The following is an 18,665-nucleotide window of genomic DNA, read 5'->3' as shown; positions in this document are numbered from 1 at the left end:
CTACTCGTGGTCGGGGTTCTCCTCACCCCAAAACACACGATTGACGACACGGCTGGAGTGACGAGTCAGACGCAAATAGTGCTCAATAAAACCGTTGGAATCCGATGCTTCCCACCCCGCCGCACCTGCGACCTGAGTCAGCTGACGCCCCGGCTGTGGCAGCTGATCCGTGCGTTTACCACGCGTGAGCACCAGCGCATTGCGAGCATTCGTCGCCATCAGCCAGGCATCCCGAAGTGCGTCGGTATCCTCCTCATCTAGAATTCTGCGGTCTTTCAGCACTTCCAGACACTCCAGTGTCGACGTGTTGTGCAACTCCGGCACTTCGTGGGCATGCAGCATGATTAGCAGCTGCACAGTCCATTCAATATCGGTCAGTGCACCGGAACCGAGTTTGGTGTGGGTACGCCGATCAGCTCCGCGAGGCAGCCGCTCGGAATCAACACGCGCCTTCATACGACGGACATCGCGGACCATCTTGGCATCAGCTCCGCCCTGTGGGTACCTCAGCGGATCGATGGCCTTAAGGAAGCGGGTGCCCAGGTCTTTGTCGCCGGCAATCCAGGTAGCCCGTAGCAGTGCCTGAATCTCCCAGGTTTCACCCCAGCGCTCGTAGTAGGTCACATAGGAATCCAGGGTCCTGACAATCGGGCCCGAGCGTCCTTCTGGGCGCAGGTCCACGTCGACCTCCAATGGCGGGTCCTGGCTTGGCTTTGCCAGCCGACGACGCAACGAGTCACAAATCCTGGTTGCCCACTTGACCGCCTCGGAATCGTCGACAAGCGGCGCTCCATCGGCGTCCTTGCGGGGTTCACAGATGAACATCACGTCGGCATCGGAGCCGTACCCCAGTTCAGCACCGCCGAGTCGCCCCATACCAATCACGGAGATAACGCCCGGGACCTCCGAGTCAGGATGCTCCAGCGACCATGCACGGATTTCGGCGGCAAGGGCAGCTTCGAGCACGTTGTCCCACACCATCGACAGAGAGTGACAGACCTCTTGCACATCCATCAGTCCGAAGAGATCTGCGGAGGCAATGCGCGCGAGCTCTGCACGGCGCAACGCACGTGCCACACCAATGGCCTTAGCTGGACTGTTGTGTCGGGCAGCCGCTGCGACCAGCGCACGCCCGACTGCATCGGAGTCGGTATTCAGAAGCTTCGGCCCAGATGCACCGTCGCCGAACCGTTTAATTACGTCCGGCGCACTCATAATCAGATCAGACGCGTACGGCGAAGAACCGAGCACACGCATCAGCCGTTGGCCGACGACGCCCTCATCGCGCAGCGTACGCAGGAACCACGTTTCGTCGTGGAGCTTCTCAGAGAGCTTGCGATAATTGAGCAGACCCGCGTCGGGGTCTGGCGTCGACGATAGCCACTCCATCAGCGTCGGTAGCAGCATCGCCTGAATACGCGACTTGCGCGAGGTGCCCGCCGCCAGCGCAGAAAGATGCTCGTAGGCGCGATCCGGGTACTGATAGCCCAGCGCGGCCAGCTGGCGCTTTGCCGCATCGGCCGATAGCTGCAGGGTTCCAATGTCCTGCTCCACCACGGAGTTCAGCAGTGGACGGTAGAAAAGCTTGTTGTGCAGGGAGCGGATCTGTGAGCTGGCCAGTCGAACCTGCTTGGCCAGCGGTTTGCTGGCATCGGTGCCGCCCTCACCGACGATGCCAGAGGCGCGACCGAGCCACTGAAGAGCTTCGGTGTCGTCGTCGGCAGGCAACAAATGCGTCCGCCGCATCTTTTGCAGCTGCAGGCGGTGCTCCAGCAGACGGACGAACTCGTAGGCGTTAATCAGCGCGGCACCGTCTTCGCGACCGATATAGCCAGCCTCGACAAGTGCGTCGAGTGCCATCACAGTTGGCAGCACGCGGAGGCTATCGTCATAGCGACCATGGACCAGCTGCAGCAGCTGCACCGCGAACTCGACATCACGCAGACCACCGCGACCGAGCTTGAGCTCTCGGTAGCGAAGCTCTTCGGGGACGTTTTGGACCACACGGGCGCGCATGCGTTGAACATCATCGACGAAGGATTCCCGCTGAGAGGCGGTCCACACCATCGGAGCTAGAGCATCGATGTATTCGCGGCCCAGCTCGATATCGCCTGTCATCGGCCGCGCCTTCAGTAACGCCTGGAACTCCCAGGTTTCGGCCCAACGCTTGTAGTAGGCGACGTGGGAATCCACGGTGCGTACGAGTGCACCCGACTTACCCTCCGGTCGGAGATTCACGTCGACCTCAAAGAAGCAGTGGCAAGAAATCCGGATAAATTCGCTGGCCAAACGGGTGGCTCGGGCATCCGCCGGCTCTGCGACGAATATGACATCCACATCGGAGATGTAGTTCAGCTCTTCCGCACCGCACTTGCCCATGGCGATTACGGCCAGGCGTGTTGAGACCGGCGACGAAGGAAAGACCTGTTGCACCGCGACAGAGAGTGCAGCCGTCAACGCCGCATCAGCCAGATCACTGAGTGCCTCCGAGACCTGACGGAATGGGACTTGTGGCTGTCCCGGACGGCGAGGACCCCGTGGATACGTGCCAGCCAAGTCGTAGCACGCAATACGCATGATCAAGTCGCGGTAGGCGCACTGCATCGCAACTTCGGCCTCACGGCCGGTTAGCTTCGCACGGTACAAACCGGGGCCTTCAAGCGTGGCGGGCGCAACGACGGGGTTGCGATACTCGGGATCCTCCTGCTTTTCCAGACTGGCCTCATCAGTGAGTTCGATGACCTCGGGCACAGCCCCGACGCTGGAGAGCATCTCGCGGAACATGTCTGCCTCAGTTGGAAACTCAGCTTGGAGCAGAACCCACTTTTCTGGGTGTGCAACCAGGTGATCGCCCAGTGCACTCGAGCCGCCGAGCAGCGCAAACATACGCGTACGTAGCGGCACCTGCTCGCGCATGGCTTCATCGAGACCGGACCAGGTGGCCCAGTTCTCCAGCTTTCCCTGCTGCTCCAGCTCGTCGAGAGCGCCTTTCAGCCGCACTAGCGCCATAAGCGCCAGCTTGGGGTCGCTGGCTCCGGCAAGACCCCACAACAGATGTAGGGACTCCTCGTTGTACCACCCCAAATCTTCCAGGTCAGCCCGCGTCCGATCGTCGTTACGCAAGCCCAGCGCTGCGGGCCGCGGCACTGATTGGCGAGATGTGCGAGGTCGATTCATCACCATTGAAACTGGTCACCCAAAAAACAAATTAAAGACGAAAAAGGAAGGGGGCGGTACGGGGAAACTAGTAATCCAGAGTTGTGCGCAGCTCCCACTGCGTCACCTGACGCTGGAACTCGCGCCACTCGCGCCACTTATTGAGCAGGAAGAACTCGTAGACATGGTCACCGAGAGCATCGGCCACCAGATCGGAGCGTTCCATCTCCTGCAGCGCCACCTCCAGGGATGTCGGCAAATCGCGGTAGCCCATCGCACGTCGTTCCCGCTTGGTCAACTCGGAGATGTTGTCCTCTGCCTGCTCCGGAAGCTGGTAACCCTCCTTAATTCCCTTCAAACCGGCGGCCAAAATCACCGAGTAAGCAAGATACGGGTTACAGGCCGAGTCCAAGGAACGAATTTCCACCCGGCGCGAATGTGCCTTACCCGGTGAGTACATGGGCACACGCACGAGAGCCGAGCGGTTGGCCATGCCCCATGTCGCGGACGTCGGAGCCTCATCGCCAAATGCCGTGCGCTTGTAGGAGTTGACCCACTGATTGGTCACAGCGGAAATTTCGCTGGCGTGAGTCAGAATGCCGGCAATGAAACCCTTTGCGGTGTCGGAGAGCTGGTTTTCATCATCCGGGTCGTGGAATGCATTAGTGTCCCCTTCAAAGAGGGAAATATGAGTGTGCATGCCATTGCCCGGCAAATCCTGGAAAGGTTTCGGCATGAATGTCGCCTGCACACCGTTTTTCATTGCGATCTGCTTAATGATGTAGCGGAAAGACATCACGTTATCCGCCATAGTCAGCGGATCGGCGTAGCGCAGATCGATTTCCTGCTGACCCGGCGCATTTTCGTGATGGGAGAACTCCACAGGGATTCCCATGTCTTCCAACACCGTGATCGCTTCTTGGCGAAAGCGGGGTGCGCGGTCGTAGACCGCCTGGTCAAAGTAACCGCCATTGTCCGTTGGCACCGGCGGCTTTCCATCAGTAGCCAGGCTCTCTACTAGGAAAAACTCAATCTCCGGGTGGATGAACGCGTGGAAGCCCTCGTCGGCAAGCGCCTTAATTTGGCGGCGCAGCACCTGGCGTGGATCTGCCCACGACGGCTGACCGTCGGGCATGACGATGTCGCAGAACATGCGCGCGGACGTGATTGTGTCTTCTTTATGCAGACGCGGCATGACCTGGAACGTCGAAGGATCCGGTTGCGCGATAGTGTCAGCCTCGGAGACGCGGGAAAAGCCCTCCACCGCGGAGCCATCGAAACCAATGCCCTCTTCAAAGGAGCCCTCGAGCTCAGCCGGTGCGACGGCAACGGACTTCAGATACCCCAAAATGTCGGTAAACCACAGACGGATATAACGGATATCTTGCTCTTCGATTGCGCGGAGGACGAATTCCTGCTGACTGTTCATACTTTCCAACGTTACCCAGGTGCCCGGATTCGCGGTACACATTTTGACCATCCGGCGTGGCTAGCCAACTGCCGCACCCGTGCCATAACCGCTGCCCTCGTGGCCTCGAATTGCGGGTGACTATGGCATGCTCTATTGACATGAGCGGAAAAAAGATTCGTCTGAATAATCTGGCCGAATGGAAGGCTGAGTCTCGCCCCTGGGCAATGTTGACTTGCTACGACTACTCCACCGCGCGCGCTTTTTCCGCCGCCGGTGTCGAGCTACTGTTGGTCGGCGACTCTGCAGCAAACGTTGTCTACGGCTACGACACCACCACCGAGATCTCGCTGGAAGAAATGATCCCGCTTGCGCGCGGTGTCGTCCGGGGCGCTGGCAACGCACTTGTTGTTGCCGATCTACCCTTCGGCACTTACGAGGCCTCCGATGAGCAGGCCGTGCTGTCCGCCGCGAAGATGATGCGCGAAACCGGCGCACACATGATCAAGATCGAAGGTGGCGTGCGTATCGCCCCGCGCATCCGTGCGCTGGTCAACGCCGGCATTCCGGTCATGGCGCACATCGGTTTCACCCCGCAGTCCGTCAACGCGCTGTCCGGTTTCAAGGTCCAGGGGCGCGGTGCGGGGGCGGACCAGCTGCGTGCCGACGCCCATGCGGTAGCCGATGCTGGTGCCGCGGCCGTGGTCCTTGAGATGGTGCCTGCGGATCTGGCCACCGAGATTACCCGCGAGCTATCCATCCCAACCTGTGGCATTGGCGCTGGTAACCAGTGCGATGGCCAGGTTCTCGTCTGGCAGGATGCCTTTGCAGTTCCGGCCGATGGCCGCAGGCCGTCGTTTAGTTCGGTGTTCGAAGAGGTCGGCGAGATGCTGACCAAGGGAGCGAAGCAGTATGTCGACCAGGTGCACTCCCGCGAGTTCCCTACTGAGGCGCAGAACTTCTCGGGTTAGCTCTTCGATTCGGGGGTAGGATTAGTGGTTATGGCATCTAAGTCTGGTTCTAAGTCCAAAACTCCAACTGCGGCGTTGGAGGTGGAATCTAAGTTCTCAGCTACCCCAGAAGTGGTAGCCCCATCGTTCGATTTCGTTCCACAGGTTGGCTCCACCACCACTGAGGTGCGAAATCTCTCCGCGATTTACCTGGACACGGCGGACCTGCGTCTGACCCGGTCCAAGCACACTCTGCGTCGCCGCACGGGCGGCCCCGATGAGGGGTGGCATCTGAAGGCGCCGGGTACCGGCGGTCGCCTCGAATATGGCGTTGGCCTGGAAGAGGGCTCTGTTAACGGTGAAGGCCGCGATGCTGACTACATCGTGCCTACCGAGTTGCTTGCCCCCGTGCGCGCAATTGTGCGCAATCACCCGCTGCAACCAATCGCGCAGGTAGACAATGAGCGCCACGTCACCACGGTGTTTGCCCTCGATGGCACGCCCATGGCGGAGTTTGCGGATGATCACGTCACGGCGACTTCCTTCCTCGATGGCGGCGAAACCACTACTTGGCGTGAGTGGGAGATTGAGCTGCTCGGGGATTGGGCAAATCACCCGGACGGTAAGGCCGTAATGGCAGCGATGTCCAAGGTCGCTGAGGTGGCTGGCGCCGTGCCGTCGGAAAGCCCTTCGAAGTTGGCGACGGCGTTGGGTGACTCCATCGACTCCGCTCCCCTGCCGCCGGTTCCAGCGAAGCTGCCGAAGGGTACTCCGGGGCGCACTGTGGTCGATGCGCTGGCCGCTAACGTGGCCAAGATGGTCGAGTACGACCCGAAGGTACGCCGCGATGAGTTTGACTCGGTGCATCAGATGCGCGTCGCCACTCGTGAGCTACGCAGTCACATGCAGACCTTCCACGGCATTGTTGTGGGCGATAAGGTCGCTGAGCTGGAGAGCAACCTCAAGCAGCTGGCGGGTGTTCTCGGCGTGGCTCGTGACGCTGAGGTCGTCGCTATGCGCTGGGAGGAGCTGCTGGCCAATCGCGAAAGCGCCGCTTTGGGCGAGGAGCTGCGTGCGAATCTCGTCGAAGATGTCCAGAAGGACTACGACCGCGCTCATCAGCGCGTCATTTTCGCACTCAATTCCAGCGAGTACCTGCAGCTTCTCGACGATCTCGATGAGTTCCTCGCCAATCCGCCAATTGCCGCAAACGCGGACGAGGCCGAGGCTGGGGAAAAGAAGTCCAAGAAGAAGGACGAATCGCTTGCCGACGACGCGGAGGCCGCAGCCACCGAGGATACGTCGGCAGCTGGTTCCGAGGTCGCGGCTGAAGCTGATACTGCAGCCGCCGATGCAGCAGCTTCCACGACCTCGGACAAGACCGAGCCGGAGAAGGTAGAGGCACCGAAGGAACTCGACACCACTGCGGTGCTGCTCGATCACCTGCGCAGCGCGTTTTCGAAGTTCCGTCGTCGCCACAACCTGGTACTCGATGGCCGCGAGGATGCTGACCTGCCAGAGGCAGATTTGGACGAGCGTTACCACGATGTCCGCAAGGCTGCGAAGAAGCTCCGCTACAGCGCAGAAGCTGCTCAGAACGCGGACCTGCCGACCGAGAAGCTCTACGCTGCCTGCAAGAACCTGCAGTCGGTTCTCGGTGACTTCCAGGACACCTGTACTGCGCGTGACTTCGTACTGGCTCGCGCTAAGCGTGCCTCCCGTGCGGGCAGGGACACCTTCGGCTACGGCGTGCTTTACCAGATGGAGTACTACGACGGCCTGAAGGCCCTGGCTGAGTACGACGATGCCGTGGCAAAGGTTTTCAAGGCCTTCCGCAAGATGGAAAAGAAGATTAAGAAGGGCAAGAAGGCCTAAAGGCGTAGAGCCTTATTTTTCAGCTACTCCCCAGTCGTCATCTTCTTCATCCCAGTCGTCGGCCGCCTTGTTGCGCTCGGCGACTTTTTCCATGGCAGCGCGGGCTTCCTCTTCGGAATCGTAGGGGCCCATTCGGTCGTCCCAACCGGTTTTCTTTCCCTGAAACACCGTGCCCGTCGACGGCTGGTAGTACCACTTACTGCTGTTGTCGCTCACGATTTTTCTCCTCTTCCACATCGAGAACTTGTCGAGTTATCAAGCGGTTCTGCCACCGCCAACTCCACACATAAGCAAACTTGCAGAGAGACAACCATTTACCTGCCATGTGCGCTGCGGCGACATAAAATCCCAGTATATAGGTTTGTCACTGTCCCCCGACCCGGGTATTATCGACGGAATTGTTCACCTTAGAACACAAGCGTTGAACGCGAACACTGCACACCAGCACTATGAGTCCGATCTCTGGAGAGGTTTCACCCATGCCCGCCGCACCCGCTGTCGTAAACGACGTCTTCGATGCCGTCGGTTCTAATGCTTCAGTTGCATACGCCCCGGGTTCCATCAACCTGTTGGGTGAGGACTGCGCGTCCTCCGGCGGCATGCTCCTAGCCACCGCCATTCCGGCCTATGCTGCGGTCGGTATCGAGGAAATCGACGAGCAGCAGCTCGTTGTCGTGTACAAGCGCGAAACTACCAAGATGGATTTCCCGGATAGCGTCCCCGCCGCTTTTTCTCAGGTGCCGACCGCTGTCGCGGCTGCCATCGTCGCATTGCAGCACTCGCTGCATCTCGTTCCGCGCAACAGCAACGGCCTGAAGGTCACCATTGCCTCCACTATCGCGCCAGGTCGCGGTTTTGGAGAAGTTCCGGCAATTCAGTGTGCTCTCGCGCTGGCTCTCAATGCGCGTTTTGGCGACCGCGATGATGTGCCCACCCGCACGCGTATTGCCACCGCTATCCACGAGACCATGGTGCAGATTAAGGGGCAATCGTGGCCGCTGTACCCCTACACCACGGCACTGCGCAGCCGCCCGGACAGCCTGCTGTGCATCAACCACTCGGATGAGGCAGTCACGCAGACGGCTCTCCCGCAGTCGTTGGCGCTGACTGTCGCTTACTCCCCCGATGTCACCGGCGGTTCGCCCGACGAGGAGCGCTACGAGTTCTTCCAGCAAGCCTGCGCCGCTTTTGGCGTGCCGACTCTCGCTAGCCTCCCCGACTCACAGGAGCGGGTCGCGGACTGGGTGCGTGCTCGTCACGAGGTGCACCCGGACGACGAAGACATCCCCACCATCGGCCGTGCCATTCAGTGGCTTGACGAAGCCGACGCATCCTCCGACCGCGCCCGCGCAGTCATCGGCCACATCCGTCACAGCGATATTCAAGCAGCCATCGCAGGGGTTTCGCGCGATGTCAGTGAGCGTGGCTCCGCGCCGTCGGCAAGCTCTGTGCTGGGGCAGATTGCCGAGCTGACCGACACCATTGACTGCGAGAAGATTGCCCGTTGTGCGCCATGCCCGGGTGCGTCGCTGGTGATGTGGTCCCACGTCGACGACGCCGATCGGATTGCCTCCGCGCTTAACGACGGCGGTTCCGAGACCATCCGTGTGGAGAACACTGCGGCCGGCGCGGTGGTCGAGTAATAAAGCTTGTGTGAACGAGTCGGCCTATGAGCCGGATTCTGTCCCTCGGCGCTCCTTTCGGAAAGCGCCGGGTGGCGATCATCCATCTCGGTCTGCCATTGCTGACAGCCTGAAGCAGCACACCCGCGAGTATCGGACGGGCAGCCCTCAAACACTCGCGCACGCGCACGACGAAGCATGCGCGATTTTGCCTTGCTCCTGGTGGGGTTTACCTAGCCGGTGCAATCACTTGCCCCGCTGGTGCGCTCTTACCGCACCTTTTCACCCTCACCGGATCTCCACAGCTTTACGTCAAAGACATCGGCTGTGCGCCCGGCGGTCTATTTTCTGTGGCACTATTCCCGCAGGTCACCCTGGGTTGCTGTTAGCAACCACCATGCCCAGTGGAGTCCGGACTTTCCTCGACAGCGGCCTGGACACACTCTGTAAAAGAGGCGTCCGGTTCCGTTAACTGCCGCGATCACCCGGCCGGCTCGCTCGAATGGTTAGTGTACCCGCCACAACCGCAATTCAAATAACCCGCCGTGCTCGGCTGCTAACCACGCAGGTAGCTGGTGTCGTTAATCAGCCGCACTGATGTCGGCCCATCTGCGTAGAACTCCGCGATGGAGAGGCTGGCCAGGTCCAAGTGCAGGCGAGTGAAGATTTCAAAGCCGCAGCCGAGCCCCTGGCGCAGCAGCGACTTGATTGGTGTGACATGGCTGACTACCAGCACATCCGAGGCACCGAATTGTTGAGCGATGCGCTCACGCGCGGCGCTCACTCGGCTATCGACCGTGCGGAAATCCTCCCCCTCCGGTGGCGCCACGGCCGGATCCGCAAGCCAGGAACTGTGCAGCTCAGGGGTGGCGTTGTGAGCCTCGGAGAAAGTCATGCCCTCCCACTGCCCAAAGTCGGTCTCGCGCAGATCCTCTTCAACGTGGATGTCCAGCCCGAGCGCTTTGGCTGCCGCCTCTGCTGTCTGCTGTGCACGACGCTGTGGAGAGGCCACAATCGCCGAGAAACTCATGTTGCCGCTATCGACCAACGTCGCCAGGTGACGTGCTGCCGCTTCCGCTTGCTGTCTGCCCACCTCTGTCAGGTCGGGGTTCGAACGACTTCCCGAGTACTCCCGGCGAATCGACATTGGCGACTGCCCATGGCGCAGCAGCACCAACCGCGTGGGATCCGTAGTCGCACCCGTCCAGCCCGGCGCGCTATCGCGCTTGTCTGCAGCCTGGCTCATTTACGCGCCTTTCACCGCTCCCAGCGTTTCCGCACGCACAATCATCGCGCCACATTCAGGACAAAACGTCACTTCTTCCGGCGCGAGCGTGGTGAATTCATGCACGGTTCCTACATCGAGCTCCATGAAGCAGGAACCGCAGGTGCGTCCGTTTAAGCGGGCAACGGGGATCCCATTAGCAAGCGCTAGACGACGGTAAAGCTTGGCTGCCGAACCATCAATGAGTTTGTCAGCCTCTTCGATTCGGGTCTCTGCGATGGAAATGCGCGCAATGAGGTCAACCTCGGCGTCGTTAAGCCTTTGCTTGGCGGCGACGATGTCATCGTGCGCCTCGTCGGCGTCGTATTCGTGCTCAGCGTCGACCTGATAGGCCTCCTGCATGCGCTCGTACTGCTGGAGTTCCTGTTCAGCGCGTTCGCGGCGGCGCTTGGTGGAGCGCAGGTCATGCTCGAGGTCACGGCGCGTGGATGCGTCTTCTGCGGCACCGAGCGACAGACGATCAGCCTTTTCGCGGGCTTTCAGCTTGTTGATGTCCGATTCCAGCTTGGCAATATCGCGGCCGATATCGGAGGCGCTGAGCTTGGAGCGCGCTGCCTCACTGGCCTGACGGCTGTGCTTTTTGCGCAGCTCCTGCAACTCGGCACGCTCGGGCAGAACGTTCTGGCGGGCGGTGAGCCCATCCAACAGAGTTTGGTTTTCCGCCTTTTCCAACATCGCCACTTGGATTTGTGGACTAAGCCTCATGGTCTTCACTTCCTTGCCTGTGTCGACGATTCTGCCACTGTCCAGGGATCGGTGCGCACCTCAAGGACCTCGGTCGCGACCCCGAGCCTCTCGGCCAGGATCTCTGCGGCCTGGTAGCACCAGGGGAACTCGCTGGCCCAGTGAGCCGTGTCCACCACGCAGAAGTCCGCGGTTCGCAGTGTCTCATCGACAGGATGATGCCGCAGGTCAGAGGTAACGAACGCATCGACGCCCATCTTTGCCACAGTGTCCAGGAAAGAGTCACCTGAACCAGATGCGACGGCAACCGTGCGAATCATCCGCTCCGGATCGCCTGCGCCTCGCACGCCCCATGCCGTTGCGGGCAGGCGCTCAGCCACACGGGCGACGAATTCCTTAAATGGCATCGGCGTATCCAGCGTGCCCACTCGCCCAATGCCCACAGCCTGCTGCGGATCCAAGCCGGTGGCCTGATTGTCCACGATGTCGAAGGCAGGCTCCTCATACGGATGCGCTGCAACGAGAGCCTTGACAATCGCCGCGCGCACGGACCGTGGCGCGACCATCTCCAGGCGTACTTCCTCGACATACTCAATCTGCCCCTCGGCACCGATGAAGGGATTCGCCCCGCTCAGCGGGCGGAACTGGCCGCGGCCGTTAATGCGAAACGCACAGCTGTCGTAGTCGCCGATAGTGCCCGCGCCCGCCTCAAACATGGCTTGCGCGACCTTATCGACGTGATCTGCCGGAACCTTCACTGTCCAGGTATCCAAGCCGGGAGCCGGCTGCGGAGCTAGCGGCGCACCCGGTTCAACTCCGAGAACCGTGGCCAACTGGTCGTTGACACCCGGTCGGGCGCTGTCAGCGTTGGTGTGCGCTGCAAAGAGAGCCACACCTGCCCGAATCAGCTTATGAATAATCCGACCCTTCGGTGTATCCGCCGCCACGGAATTCACACCACGCAGAAGCAGCGGATGGTGCACAACGAGCATCTGAGCACCGGAGGCAATCGCGCGATCTGCAACCTCGTCAGTGCAGTCCAGCGCCAACGCGATGCGACGCACCTCATCCTGCGGGTCACCGCAGATCAGGCCAACTTTATCCCAGCTCTCCGCCAGTGCCGGCGGGTAGGCCGCGTCCATCGCCGCACGCACGTCGGCAACGGTCACCACCGTGTTATTGCCCTCGGCACGGGTCTGCGCAGAGTCCGTCATACATCCATCCCTTCAACATGCATTTCTCTCCAGCTTCTCTTCCAGCGTAGTGAACTCTGCCCCGCCCCATCAGTTCTGCGACAGCAAATCCGCTACTTCCGCAATAAGCCGCCGCACACTCGTCTCGTCCCGCACAGCCAGCCGCCACCACGAACCGTCCAAACCGGCGAAGGTGTCGCAACGCCGCACGGCTACTCCGCGCGCAGCGAGCCGCTGTCTCAGGCGCTCGTGCTTGACGACGTCAACCTCCGCAGCGCCCGGACCATCATGCGTGCTCAGGGCAACCCCCGGGCGTGCCAGCACAAAGGGAGCCTTGGAATCCAACACCTGCCAGCCGGCGGCTACTAACAGCTGTGTCATAGCCTCGCGCTGCTGACCAATCTCAGCGCGGATTTGTGGCAACAGCTCTGCCTCGCGACGCGCGATTGCCGCCATAGCGGTAAGTTGCAGCGTGCCCAGTGGCCAGTGCGGACGCAGTCGCCCCAACTGCGCCAGGAGCTCAGGGGTTCCCAGCGCGTAACCACAGCGCAGGCCTGCGATTGCCCAGGTCTTAGTCATGCTGCGGAAAACGATGACACTATCGGGGATACTGTTCGCTTCCCCCGGCCTGCAATCAGCTAGCGAGCACCGCCGAATAATCTCACCATCGGCGATGTCCATAAATGCCTCATCCACAACCAAGATCCCACAACGGCTGGCGAGCCCCCGCAGGTCATCCGCTGAATGAGCAACACCGGTGGGGTTAGTCGGATTGCCGATGATGACCATCCGACCGTCAAGCTGCTGGGAATGCGGGGAGGAGGCGTTCTCGTGGACGTCGGCAAGCGTAGGCGTGAGCGTGTACGGCGACGGTAGTACCAGCGAATCCACCCCGACTCCCGCGGCGCGGAACGCGGCTTCAGGTTCGGTGAACTGCGGCTGGACGATGGTGGCGGGCAAGCCCAGGTGCGGCAAGAGCGAAAAGCCCTCGGCGACGCCGTGAAGAAGCAGAACCTCGTCGGCGCTGCGATTGTGATTGGCGGCGATGGCGGCGCGGACGTCGGCATCGAGCTGCGCAGACGGATACGCGGCAAGTTCTCCAAGGGACGTGGCAAGCGAGTCCTGCAGCCACTGCGGTGTGGTGCCGTGAACATTGACGGCAAAGTCCAGGTCAGCGCCATGGGCGGCCTGATCGCCGTGATAGCGCAGCGGGTCGTCTAACATGCCATCCAGCCTAATGACCTTTTAGGATGAACAATATGTCCACTGGCCATCGTCCCACTGTCCTTATTGATGTCGACGGCACCATCGCCGATTCTCTCCCCGCAATCGCACATGGATTCCGCCTTGCGTTGGAGGCAATTGACCACCCACTTCCGCCCGAGAGCTTTATCAACACGATCCCAGGCCCGCCAATGGTGGAGACACTCGCATCCCTCGGGCTTTCCGACGAACAAGTCGACCGAGCCTTCGCTGTGTACATGGAGCATCAACACGCCGGTGCTTGGCAGCGTGCCGAGATGTTCCCCGGCTGGCCGGAGCTCCTGCGCGATTGGCGGGCAGCTGGTGTCCAACTAGCCACTGCGACTTCCAAGGGCGACTACTTCGCCCGTAAAACCTTGGACAATTTCGGGCTTCTCGACGCCTTTGACTTCATCGGCGCCGCCAGCGACGACGGCTCACGACAGACAAAGACTGAGGTCATTGAGTACACGCTCAAGGAGTTGGGCATTGAAACCGATGAAGCAGTGCGTCCGCACGGTTCGGTCGTAATGGTTGGCGATCGCATCCATGATTTTGAGGGCGCCGCACAGTTCGGCATCCCCGCCATCGCTGTTAAATGGGGCTACGGCTCGGAATCTGAGTGGGCATCGGCAGCGGCGGTGGCGTCGTCGCCTGGGGACCTGAATCGTGTTGTGCGGGAAATGTTGTATCTTTAAGACTCGTCAACGATTAGTGACAATCCTATTTTTATTTTCCGAGAAGTTTGGTTTTGCCTATTATGCTTATGAACTCGTCGCATCGTACTGAGTCCGTGTACGTCGTGTTTGTCTGCTCCGGAAATATCTGCCGCTCCCCCATGGCTGAAATCATCGTCCGTGACGCAGTTGAAGCCAATGCGCTTGCCGACGATGTCCTGCTCGCCTCCTGCGGAATCGGCGGCTGGCATGTCGGCGAACCCGCCGACGAGCGGGCACAAGCCGAGCTGGAACATGCTGGCTACGATCCGAACCACACCGCGGCACAGCTGGGCGATGAGCACATGGATGCAACGCTTTTCATCGCCATGGATGAATCGCACATCAATGGTCTACTCCACGCTGGCGTGCCAAAAGAGAAGATTCGCCTGATGCGTTCCTTCGACCCGGCATCCCCGAAGGGGGCCGTCGTGGCTGATCCTTACTACGGAGGTCCGGAGGGATTCGTCCGCACTCGAAACGAAATTGAGGCCGCGACGCCGGGAATCATCGCATGGTTGCGTGAGACTCTGGCGCTGGCCTCTGAGCGTTAAGGTTTCAAAACAACCTTTTCTTTTGTTTTGCTGGCATTGCCCCGGTTTCGAAACGCCCAAATCTTATTCAAGATGAAGTTAGCGGGCGTACCCAAGATGACGCCGATGAGGTTTGCCCAGTAGAGGCGGTTTCTAAAGCCGGTGGAGTCGTCGAAAATATCCACCGGCAGTGCCAGTGGCGAGGTGGGGTTAGTCAGCAGCGTGATGACAACCAGGTTCACAATCAGTGCTGAGATACCTGCAAATAAAAACGGGAAGAACTGTCTAAACCAGTTCGGGCGATTGTCAGTTCGGAAGGTCCAGGACCGGTTGAGCTGGAAGTTCCAGATGTTAGCCACGACAAACGCCAGAGTTGCATAGACGTGGGAGTAACGGATATTCCACCGCGTTCCGAACAAGTTCATAAACACGTCGTGCTCATTGGTGCCCAGACTGAGGCCCAACTTGCGGGCAATAATCACGACAATCAGGTTGACAACCACACCTGTGCCGCCGACCAGGCCGAACTTGATGAACTGGCGCGAGACTGTGCTGAAGCGGCGTGAAGGCGAAGATTTCGCTGTTTGCGTGCCCACCACGACACCTCTCTTTCCATCTATCCCCGGGTAGATTCCCCGTCAAATACGCTCAAATAACTTTACCCGAAGTTCACTCAATCTCCGCACCGCCAATCACCTGCCGCTCTAGTGCCATCCACACCACCGGGTAAGCTCAATGAATGTGTTTAAGAATGTGCGCCAGTTTCTGACCCCTGGATGGGTTCTCACTGCCATTGTCGCCATTGCGTTTTCCTATCTCGCATTTACTGTTCTGGCTCCGTGGCAGTTGGGTAAGAACACCGCGACGCAGCATCGCAATCAGCAGCTTGAGCACTCATTCGAGCTCGACCCCGTAGATGTCAATGAGCTAATGCCCAAGGGCAAAGGATTCGTCGAGGGCAACGAATGGCGTCGCGTTACCGCCACCGGGTCCTTCCTACCGGATACCCGCGTGCTATTGCGTAACCGCCCGGTCAATGGAGCCCCCGCCGTCCAGGTACTCGATGTCTTCGTCGCTAACAATGGCGAAAACTACCTGGTCAACCGTGGCTTTGTACGCCCTACAGACTCCAGCACCCCCAATGTTGAGCCAGCCCCGAAGGGCACCTTGACTATCTCGGCCTTTACCCGCCGAAACGAGATTCCCGCCGAGACCGCTCCAATCGCCGGCACCCCGCCGCAGGTCTACGGAATCAATACCAAGGAAGTGTCCGAGCTAGTCGACACCGAACTCAACCCCGATTGGCTTCAGCTCTCGGACAAATCCGATGCCGTCATCGAGGCCATTCCGCTGCCCACTCTGGAGTCCGGCCCCTACCTCTCCTACGGCATTCAATGGATTTTCTTCGGCGCTCTCGTGCCGCTTGCCGTCGTCTGGTTCATTCGCGCTGAAATCGTCGAGCGCAGACGAGACCGCGCGGAGCAGGAGGAGATGGCCAAGAACCTCCGCGACGCCGAAGCCGCGGAACCAGTAGATGACGCTGATGCCACCGAGGCCGCAACACCCGAATCGGACGACGACGCCACTCCGACGCCTCCGCCGGCTAAGTCCGACGAGGATCGCGCCGCCGAGCTGCACCGTCAGCGCATGGCGCAACGCTACGGCAACACTGGCCACCGCGCCGCAGGTTATCGCGATAACCGATACGACGAGCGTTTCTAACTCTCAGCTCGCGCTTTCACGCGTCGGATACATCCGGCAATTACTGCTGCTCCGGCGCAGCTGAGCGCAACAATGTTTTGCACTCGCTTGCTCAGCCCTGCGGCACGCCGCACATCGGCCACCGCAGGCCTCCGACCACTGCCAAGCACCGGGCGCATCTCCACTCCGCTGGGATACACCGTCGCGCCGCCCAGCTGCAGCCCCAGCGCGCCTGCAGCGCTTGCCTCCACGACGCCCGCGTTTGGACTTGGGTGGTTGCCGGCGTCTCGTCGCCACGCTACCAATGCTTGACGACGGTCCGGACCTGCAACCACAGTTGCGACAGCTGTAAGTCTCGCGGGGAAGAACCCGGCGACGTCGTCAAGCCGTGCACTGGCCCACCCGAACTGTCGATAGCGAGCGTTGCGGTACCCCACCATCGCGTCGAGGGTATTAGCCGCTCGATGAGCGACCACACCAGGAGCGCCTGCAATGGCACCCCACATGAGAGTGCCGGTGACTGCGTCGGAGGTATTTTCAGCGAGCGATTCGACGGTCGCTCGGGCGATGCCATCAGCGTCGAGAGCTTCCGGATCACGCGAACACAACCACGGCACAAGTTCGCGGGCGGCATCGATGTCGCCGGAGGTGAGTCGGTCAGTCATGCGCTCGCCAGTACGGCGGAGAGTGGTGCCGCCGAGCGAAGCCCACGTGGCGGCAGCCAGCGTGAGACTCGGTGCGACTGTGCTGACTGCGGCGGTAAGCGCTACCGGTGTGGCCACGGCGATTGCGGTGAACGCCACTCCGCGCGCTTTGGAGTCGGCGTAGATTCGGCGCTCAAGTTTGCTGACGGCCTGCCCGTAGAGGGCCACCGGATGGTGATTGGTGGGGTCTGCGAAAATGCGGTCAAGTGCATACCCCACTGCGATAGCCGCACCACGCCGCCAGAGGTGTCGACTTCTGGCATGTGTACGCAATCTAATCAAACTGTCCCTGCAGAACGGCTGCGACATCGAGCGGAGTGACATGCGCTGCCGGATGGCGGTGCTGCGATGCAGCCATCAAGGTGTAATCACAAGTGTGCCGGATACCGAGCAAGTGCCCAAACTCGTGGGCAAGAGTGCTGCGAATTGCATCGGGATAGAGAGTGGAAGTAACGAAAACCGTCATCTCCTTACTAATTTCCGATGCAGAAGCTAAGACTCGCGAGTCCGGCCTTGGCACATAGCGAACGTTCACAGTATCCGAATCAGCCTTGTCCTTGGTCACTTCCCGAAGCACTACCTTGCCACCGAGCTTTTCATTCCACTCTTGAGTAGCAGCATCTAGCTGTGCGCGGTACGGAAAATCCGGGGCAACAACGTAATCCAAAGTGCCGTCGGCAATGTAGGAAGGCATCTGATCCGAGAGATGGAGAATCGACGGATTATCCACCGGCTCTCCCGCATCTGCAGCCTTGACCATTGCTTTACAGGTGGCCGAATCGATTATCGGTTTACCATCCCCGCCGATTGCGTAGGCGGGAGCGCCCGCGAGCAGAGATCCGACAAAAACAATGGTGGCAAGCGATTTTGTAAAACGCACAGACCGGAAGTTTAGCACAAACAAAATCCGCCCGGATTCTCCATTACAAGAATCCGGGCGGATTATGTCTGTGCGGCGAGAGGGTTTCGAACCCCCGACCGCTGGTGTGTAAAACCAGAGCTCTACCGCTGAGCTATCGCCGCGCTGCTGCGAAACTCTAACACACGGCAAACATAGATTGCCAATTGCGCACTACAAACAGCGTTTATGTAGATTGTTTCAACAGCTCAGCTAGTAGCCGATTCAAACGAGACAGCTAAAGCCGGCTAACTAGAGCGCTGCACCAGGCAATTGCCCTGCCAATCCCCCAGCCGGAGCGCCGAGGTGTTGGAGAAACCTGCCAGCTGTGCGGACTCGTCAATCACGCCAGGATCAATGGCACCCGGCTGACCAGCGCCCGGCGTGAGTAGCCAAACGCGACCTTCATCCTCCAAAGGGCGGGAAGCATCCACAAGACCATCGACCAAGTCGCCGTCTTCTTCACGCCACCACAGCAATACGACGTCGACAACTTCATCCGTGTCTTCGTCGAGCAGGTCTGCATCCAGGAAATTCTCGACCGACTCACTGATTGCTGAGTCACAGTCTGTATCCCAGCCAACCTCCTGGACTAGCTGACCTTCCTTGATGCCGAGCCTGCTCGCATATTCATGAGCAGCGCCTGTGGCGTTGACCACTTCCCTTTTCCTCCTCTAGAAAAACTATTCAGCTCGATT

The 18,665-nt window shown here is 60.0% G+C and carries 16 protein-coding genes, 1 tRNA gene, 1 other RNA gene and 1 pseudogene; 6 read left to right on the top strand and 13 right to left on the bottom strand.

Annotated elements, in window-relative coordinates:
- Positions 1-3,183 (bottom strand): bifunctional [glutamine synthetase] adenylyltransferase/[glutamine synthetase]-adenylyl-L-tyrosine phosphorylase, encoded by a 3,183-nt coding sequence (locus ADM64_RS00910; protein WP_049192890.1) that lies wholly within the window; start codon positions 3,181-3,183, stop codon positions 1-3.
- A 61-nt stretch (positions 3,184-3,244) separates the two neighbouring features.
- Positions 3,245-4,585: a glutamine synthetase family protein gene (locus ADM64_RS00905; protein WP_005511085.1), complete on the bottom strand. Its 1,341-nt coding sequence runs from the start codon at positions 4,583-4,585 to the stop codon at positions 3,245-3,247.
- Between the two features lie 140 nt (positions 4,586-4,725).
- On the opposite strand from ADM64_RS00905, the gene panB reads away from it, so the two are divergent.
- Positions 4,726-5,535 carry a 3-methyl-2-oxobutanoate hydroxymethyltransferase gene (panB, locus tag ADM64_RS00900; RefSeq protein WP_224783789.1) on the top strand — a complete coding sequence of 270 codons (810 nt, stop codon included), beginning with the start codon at positions 4,726-4,728 and terminating at the stop codon, positions 5,533-5,535.
- Positions 5,536-5,565: 30 nt separating this feature from the next.
- Positions 5,566-7,389 (top strand): CYTH and CHAD domain-containing protein, encoded by a 1,824-nt coding sequence (locus ADM64_RS00895; RefSeq protein WP_049192889.1) that lies wholly within the window; start codon positions 5,566-5,568, stop codon positions 7,387-7,389.
- A 12-nt stretch (positions 7,390-7,401) separates the two neighbouring features.
- Here the strand turns inward: ADM64_RS00895 and ADM64_RS00890 are convergent, their stop codons facing one another.
- Complete coding sequence (locus ADM64_RS00890) at positions 7,402-7,605, bottom strand: SPOR domain-containing protein (protein WP_016423068.1); 204 nt, start codon at positions 7,603-7,605, stop codon at positions 7,402-7,404.
- Between the two features lie 263 nt (positions 7,606-7,868).
- Between ADM64_RS00890 and ADM64_RS00885 the strand changes: the two genes are divergently transcribed.
- Positions 7,869-9,032, top strand: coding sequence for a galactokinase family protein (locus tag ADM64_RS00885; protein ID WP_049192888.1), 1,164 nt, complete (start codon positions 7,869-7,871; stop codon positions 9,030-9,032).
- A gap of 11 nt (positions 9,033-9,043) precedes the next feature.
- On the opposite strand, the gene rnpB is transcribed toward ADM64_RS00885, so the two are convergent.
- From rnpB to cobC, 5 genes and pseudogenes are all read right to left on the bottom strand, one after another.
- Positions 9,044-9,508, bottom strand: an RNA gene (rnpB, locus tag ADM64_RS10635) — RNase P RNA component class A.
- Between the two features lie 59 nt (positions 9,509-9,567).
- Positions 9,568-10,233, bottom strand: a pseudogene (locus ADM64_RS00880) (histidine phosphatase family protein); the annotation flags it as partial.
- Positions 10,234-10,257: 24 nt separating this feature from the next.
- Entirely contained in the window at positions 10,258-11,001 is a 744-nt protein-coding gene (locus tag ADM64_RS00875; RefSeq protein WP_016423071.1) for a zinc ribbon domain-containing protein, read from the bottom strand.
- Between the two features lie 5 nt (positions 11,002-11,006).
- On the bottom strand, positions 11,007-12,194 hold the full coding sequence (locus ADM64_RS00870) for a Nif3-like dinuclear metal center hexameric protein (protein WP_049192886.1): 1,188 nt from the start codon (positions 12,192-12,194) through the stop codon (positions 11,007-11,009).
- A gap of 69 nt (positions 12,195-12,263) precedes the next feature.
- On the bottom strand, positions 12,264-13,397 hold the full coding sequence (cobC, locus tag ADM64_RS00865) for an Rv2231c family pyridoxal phosphate-dependent protein CobC (protein ID WP_049192885.1): 1,134 nt from the start codon (positions 13,395-13,397) through the stop codon (positions 12,264-12,266).
- Between the two features lie 35 nt (positions 13,398-13,432).
- Here cobC and ADM64_RS00860 point away from each other — a divergent pair, with 35 nt between their 5' ends.
- Both ADM64_RS00860 and ADM64_RS00855 read left to right on the top strand, forming a co-directional pair.
- The gene (locus ADM64_RS00860) at positions 13,433-14,113 is read left to right on the top strand and encodes an HAD hydrolase-like protein (RefSeq protein WP_049192884.1); all 681 of its coding nucleotides are present in this window, start codon (positions 13,433-13,435) and stop codon (positions 14,111-14,113) included.
- Positions 14,114-14,181: 68 nt separating this feature from the next.
- On the top strand, positions 14,182-14,685 hold the full coding sequence (locus ADM64_RS00855; protein WP_395893318.1) for a low molecular weight protein-tyrosine-phosphatase: 504 nt from the start codon (positions 14,182-14,184) through the stop codon (positions 14,683-14,685).
- Here the strand turns inward: ADM64_RS00855 and ADM64_RS00850 are convergent.
- Positions 14,682-15,263, bottom strand: coding sequence for a GtrA family protein (locus ADM64_RS00850; protein WP_042388795.1), 582 nt, complete (start codon positions 15,261-15,263; stop codon positions 14,682-14,684). The genes ADM64_RS00855 and ADM64_RS00850 overlap by 4 nt on opposite strands.
- 136 nt (positions 15,264-15,399) lie before the next feature.
- Here ADM64_RS00850 and ADM64_RS00845 point away from each other — a divergent pair, with 136 nt between their 5' ends.
- Positions 15,400-16,386, top strand: coding sequence for an SURF1 family protein (locus tag ADM64_RS00845; protein WP_049189600.1), 987 nt, complete (start codon positions 15,400-15,402; stop codon positions 16,384-16,386).
- Here ADM64_RS00845 and ADM64_RS00840 read toward each other — a convergent pair.
- The 4 genes from ADM64_RS00840 to ADM64_RS00825 all read right to left on the bottom strand — a co-directional run bounded on the left by ADM64_RS00840 (position 16,383) and on the right by ADM64_RS00825 (position 18,626).
- Positions 16,383-17,378, bottom strand: a complete 996-nt coding sequence (locus tag ADM64_RS00840) for a cobalamin biosynthesis protein (RefSeq protein WP_370449428.1) — start codon at positions 17,376-17,378, stop codon at positions 16,383-16,385. The two genes, ADM64_RS00845 and ADM64_RS00840, sit on opposite strands and share 4 nt — an antisense overlap.
- Complete coding sequence (locus ADM64_RS00835; protein ID WP_126108112.1) at positions 17,344-17,949, bottom strand: hypothetical protein; 606 nt, start codon at positions 17,947-17,949, stop codon at positions 17,344-17,346. The genes ADM64_RS00840 and ADM64_RS00835 overlap by 35 nt, the downstream gene beginning before the upstream one ends.
- A gap of 71 nt (positions 17,950-18,020) precedes the next feature.
- Positions 18,021-18,092 (bottom strand) — tRNA-Val (locus tag ADM64_RS00830).
- Positions 18,093-18,215: 123 nt separating this feature from the next.
- A complete protein-coding gene (locus tag ADM64_RS00825) occupies positions 18,216-18,626 on the bottom strand; it encodes a DUF3052 domain-containing protein (protein WP_005511050.1) in 411 nt (136 codons plus the stop codon).
- Positions 18,627-18,665: the final 39 nt, after the last annotated feature.

The sequence above is a fragment of the Corynebacterium sp. 401_CJEI genome (assembly GCF_001076435.1).
Classification (GTDB): domain Bacteria; phylum Actinomycetota; class Actinomycetes; order Mycobacteriales; family Mycobacteriaceae; genus Corynebacterium; species Corynebacterium jeikeium_D.
This window is presented reverse-complemented; position numbering and strand designations above follow the sequence as displayed.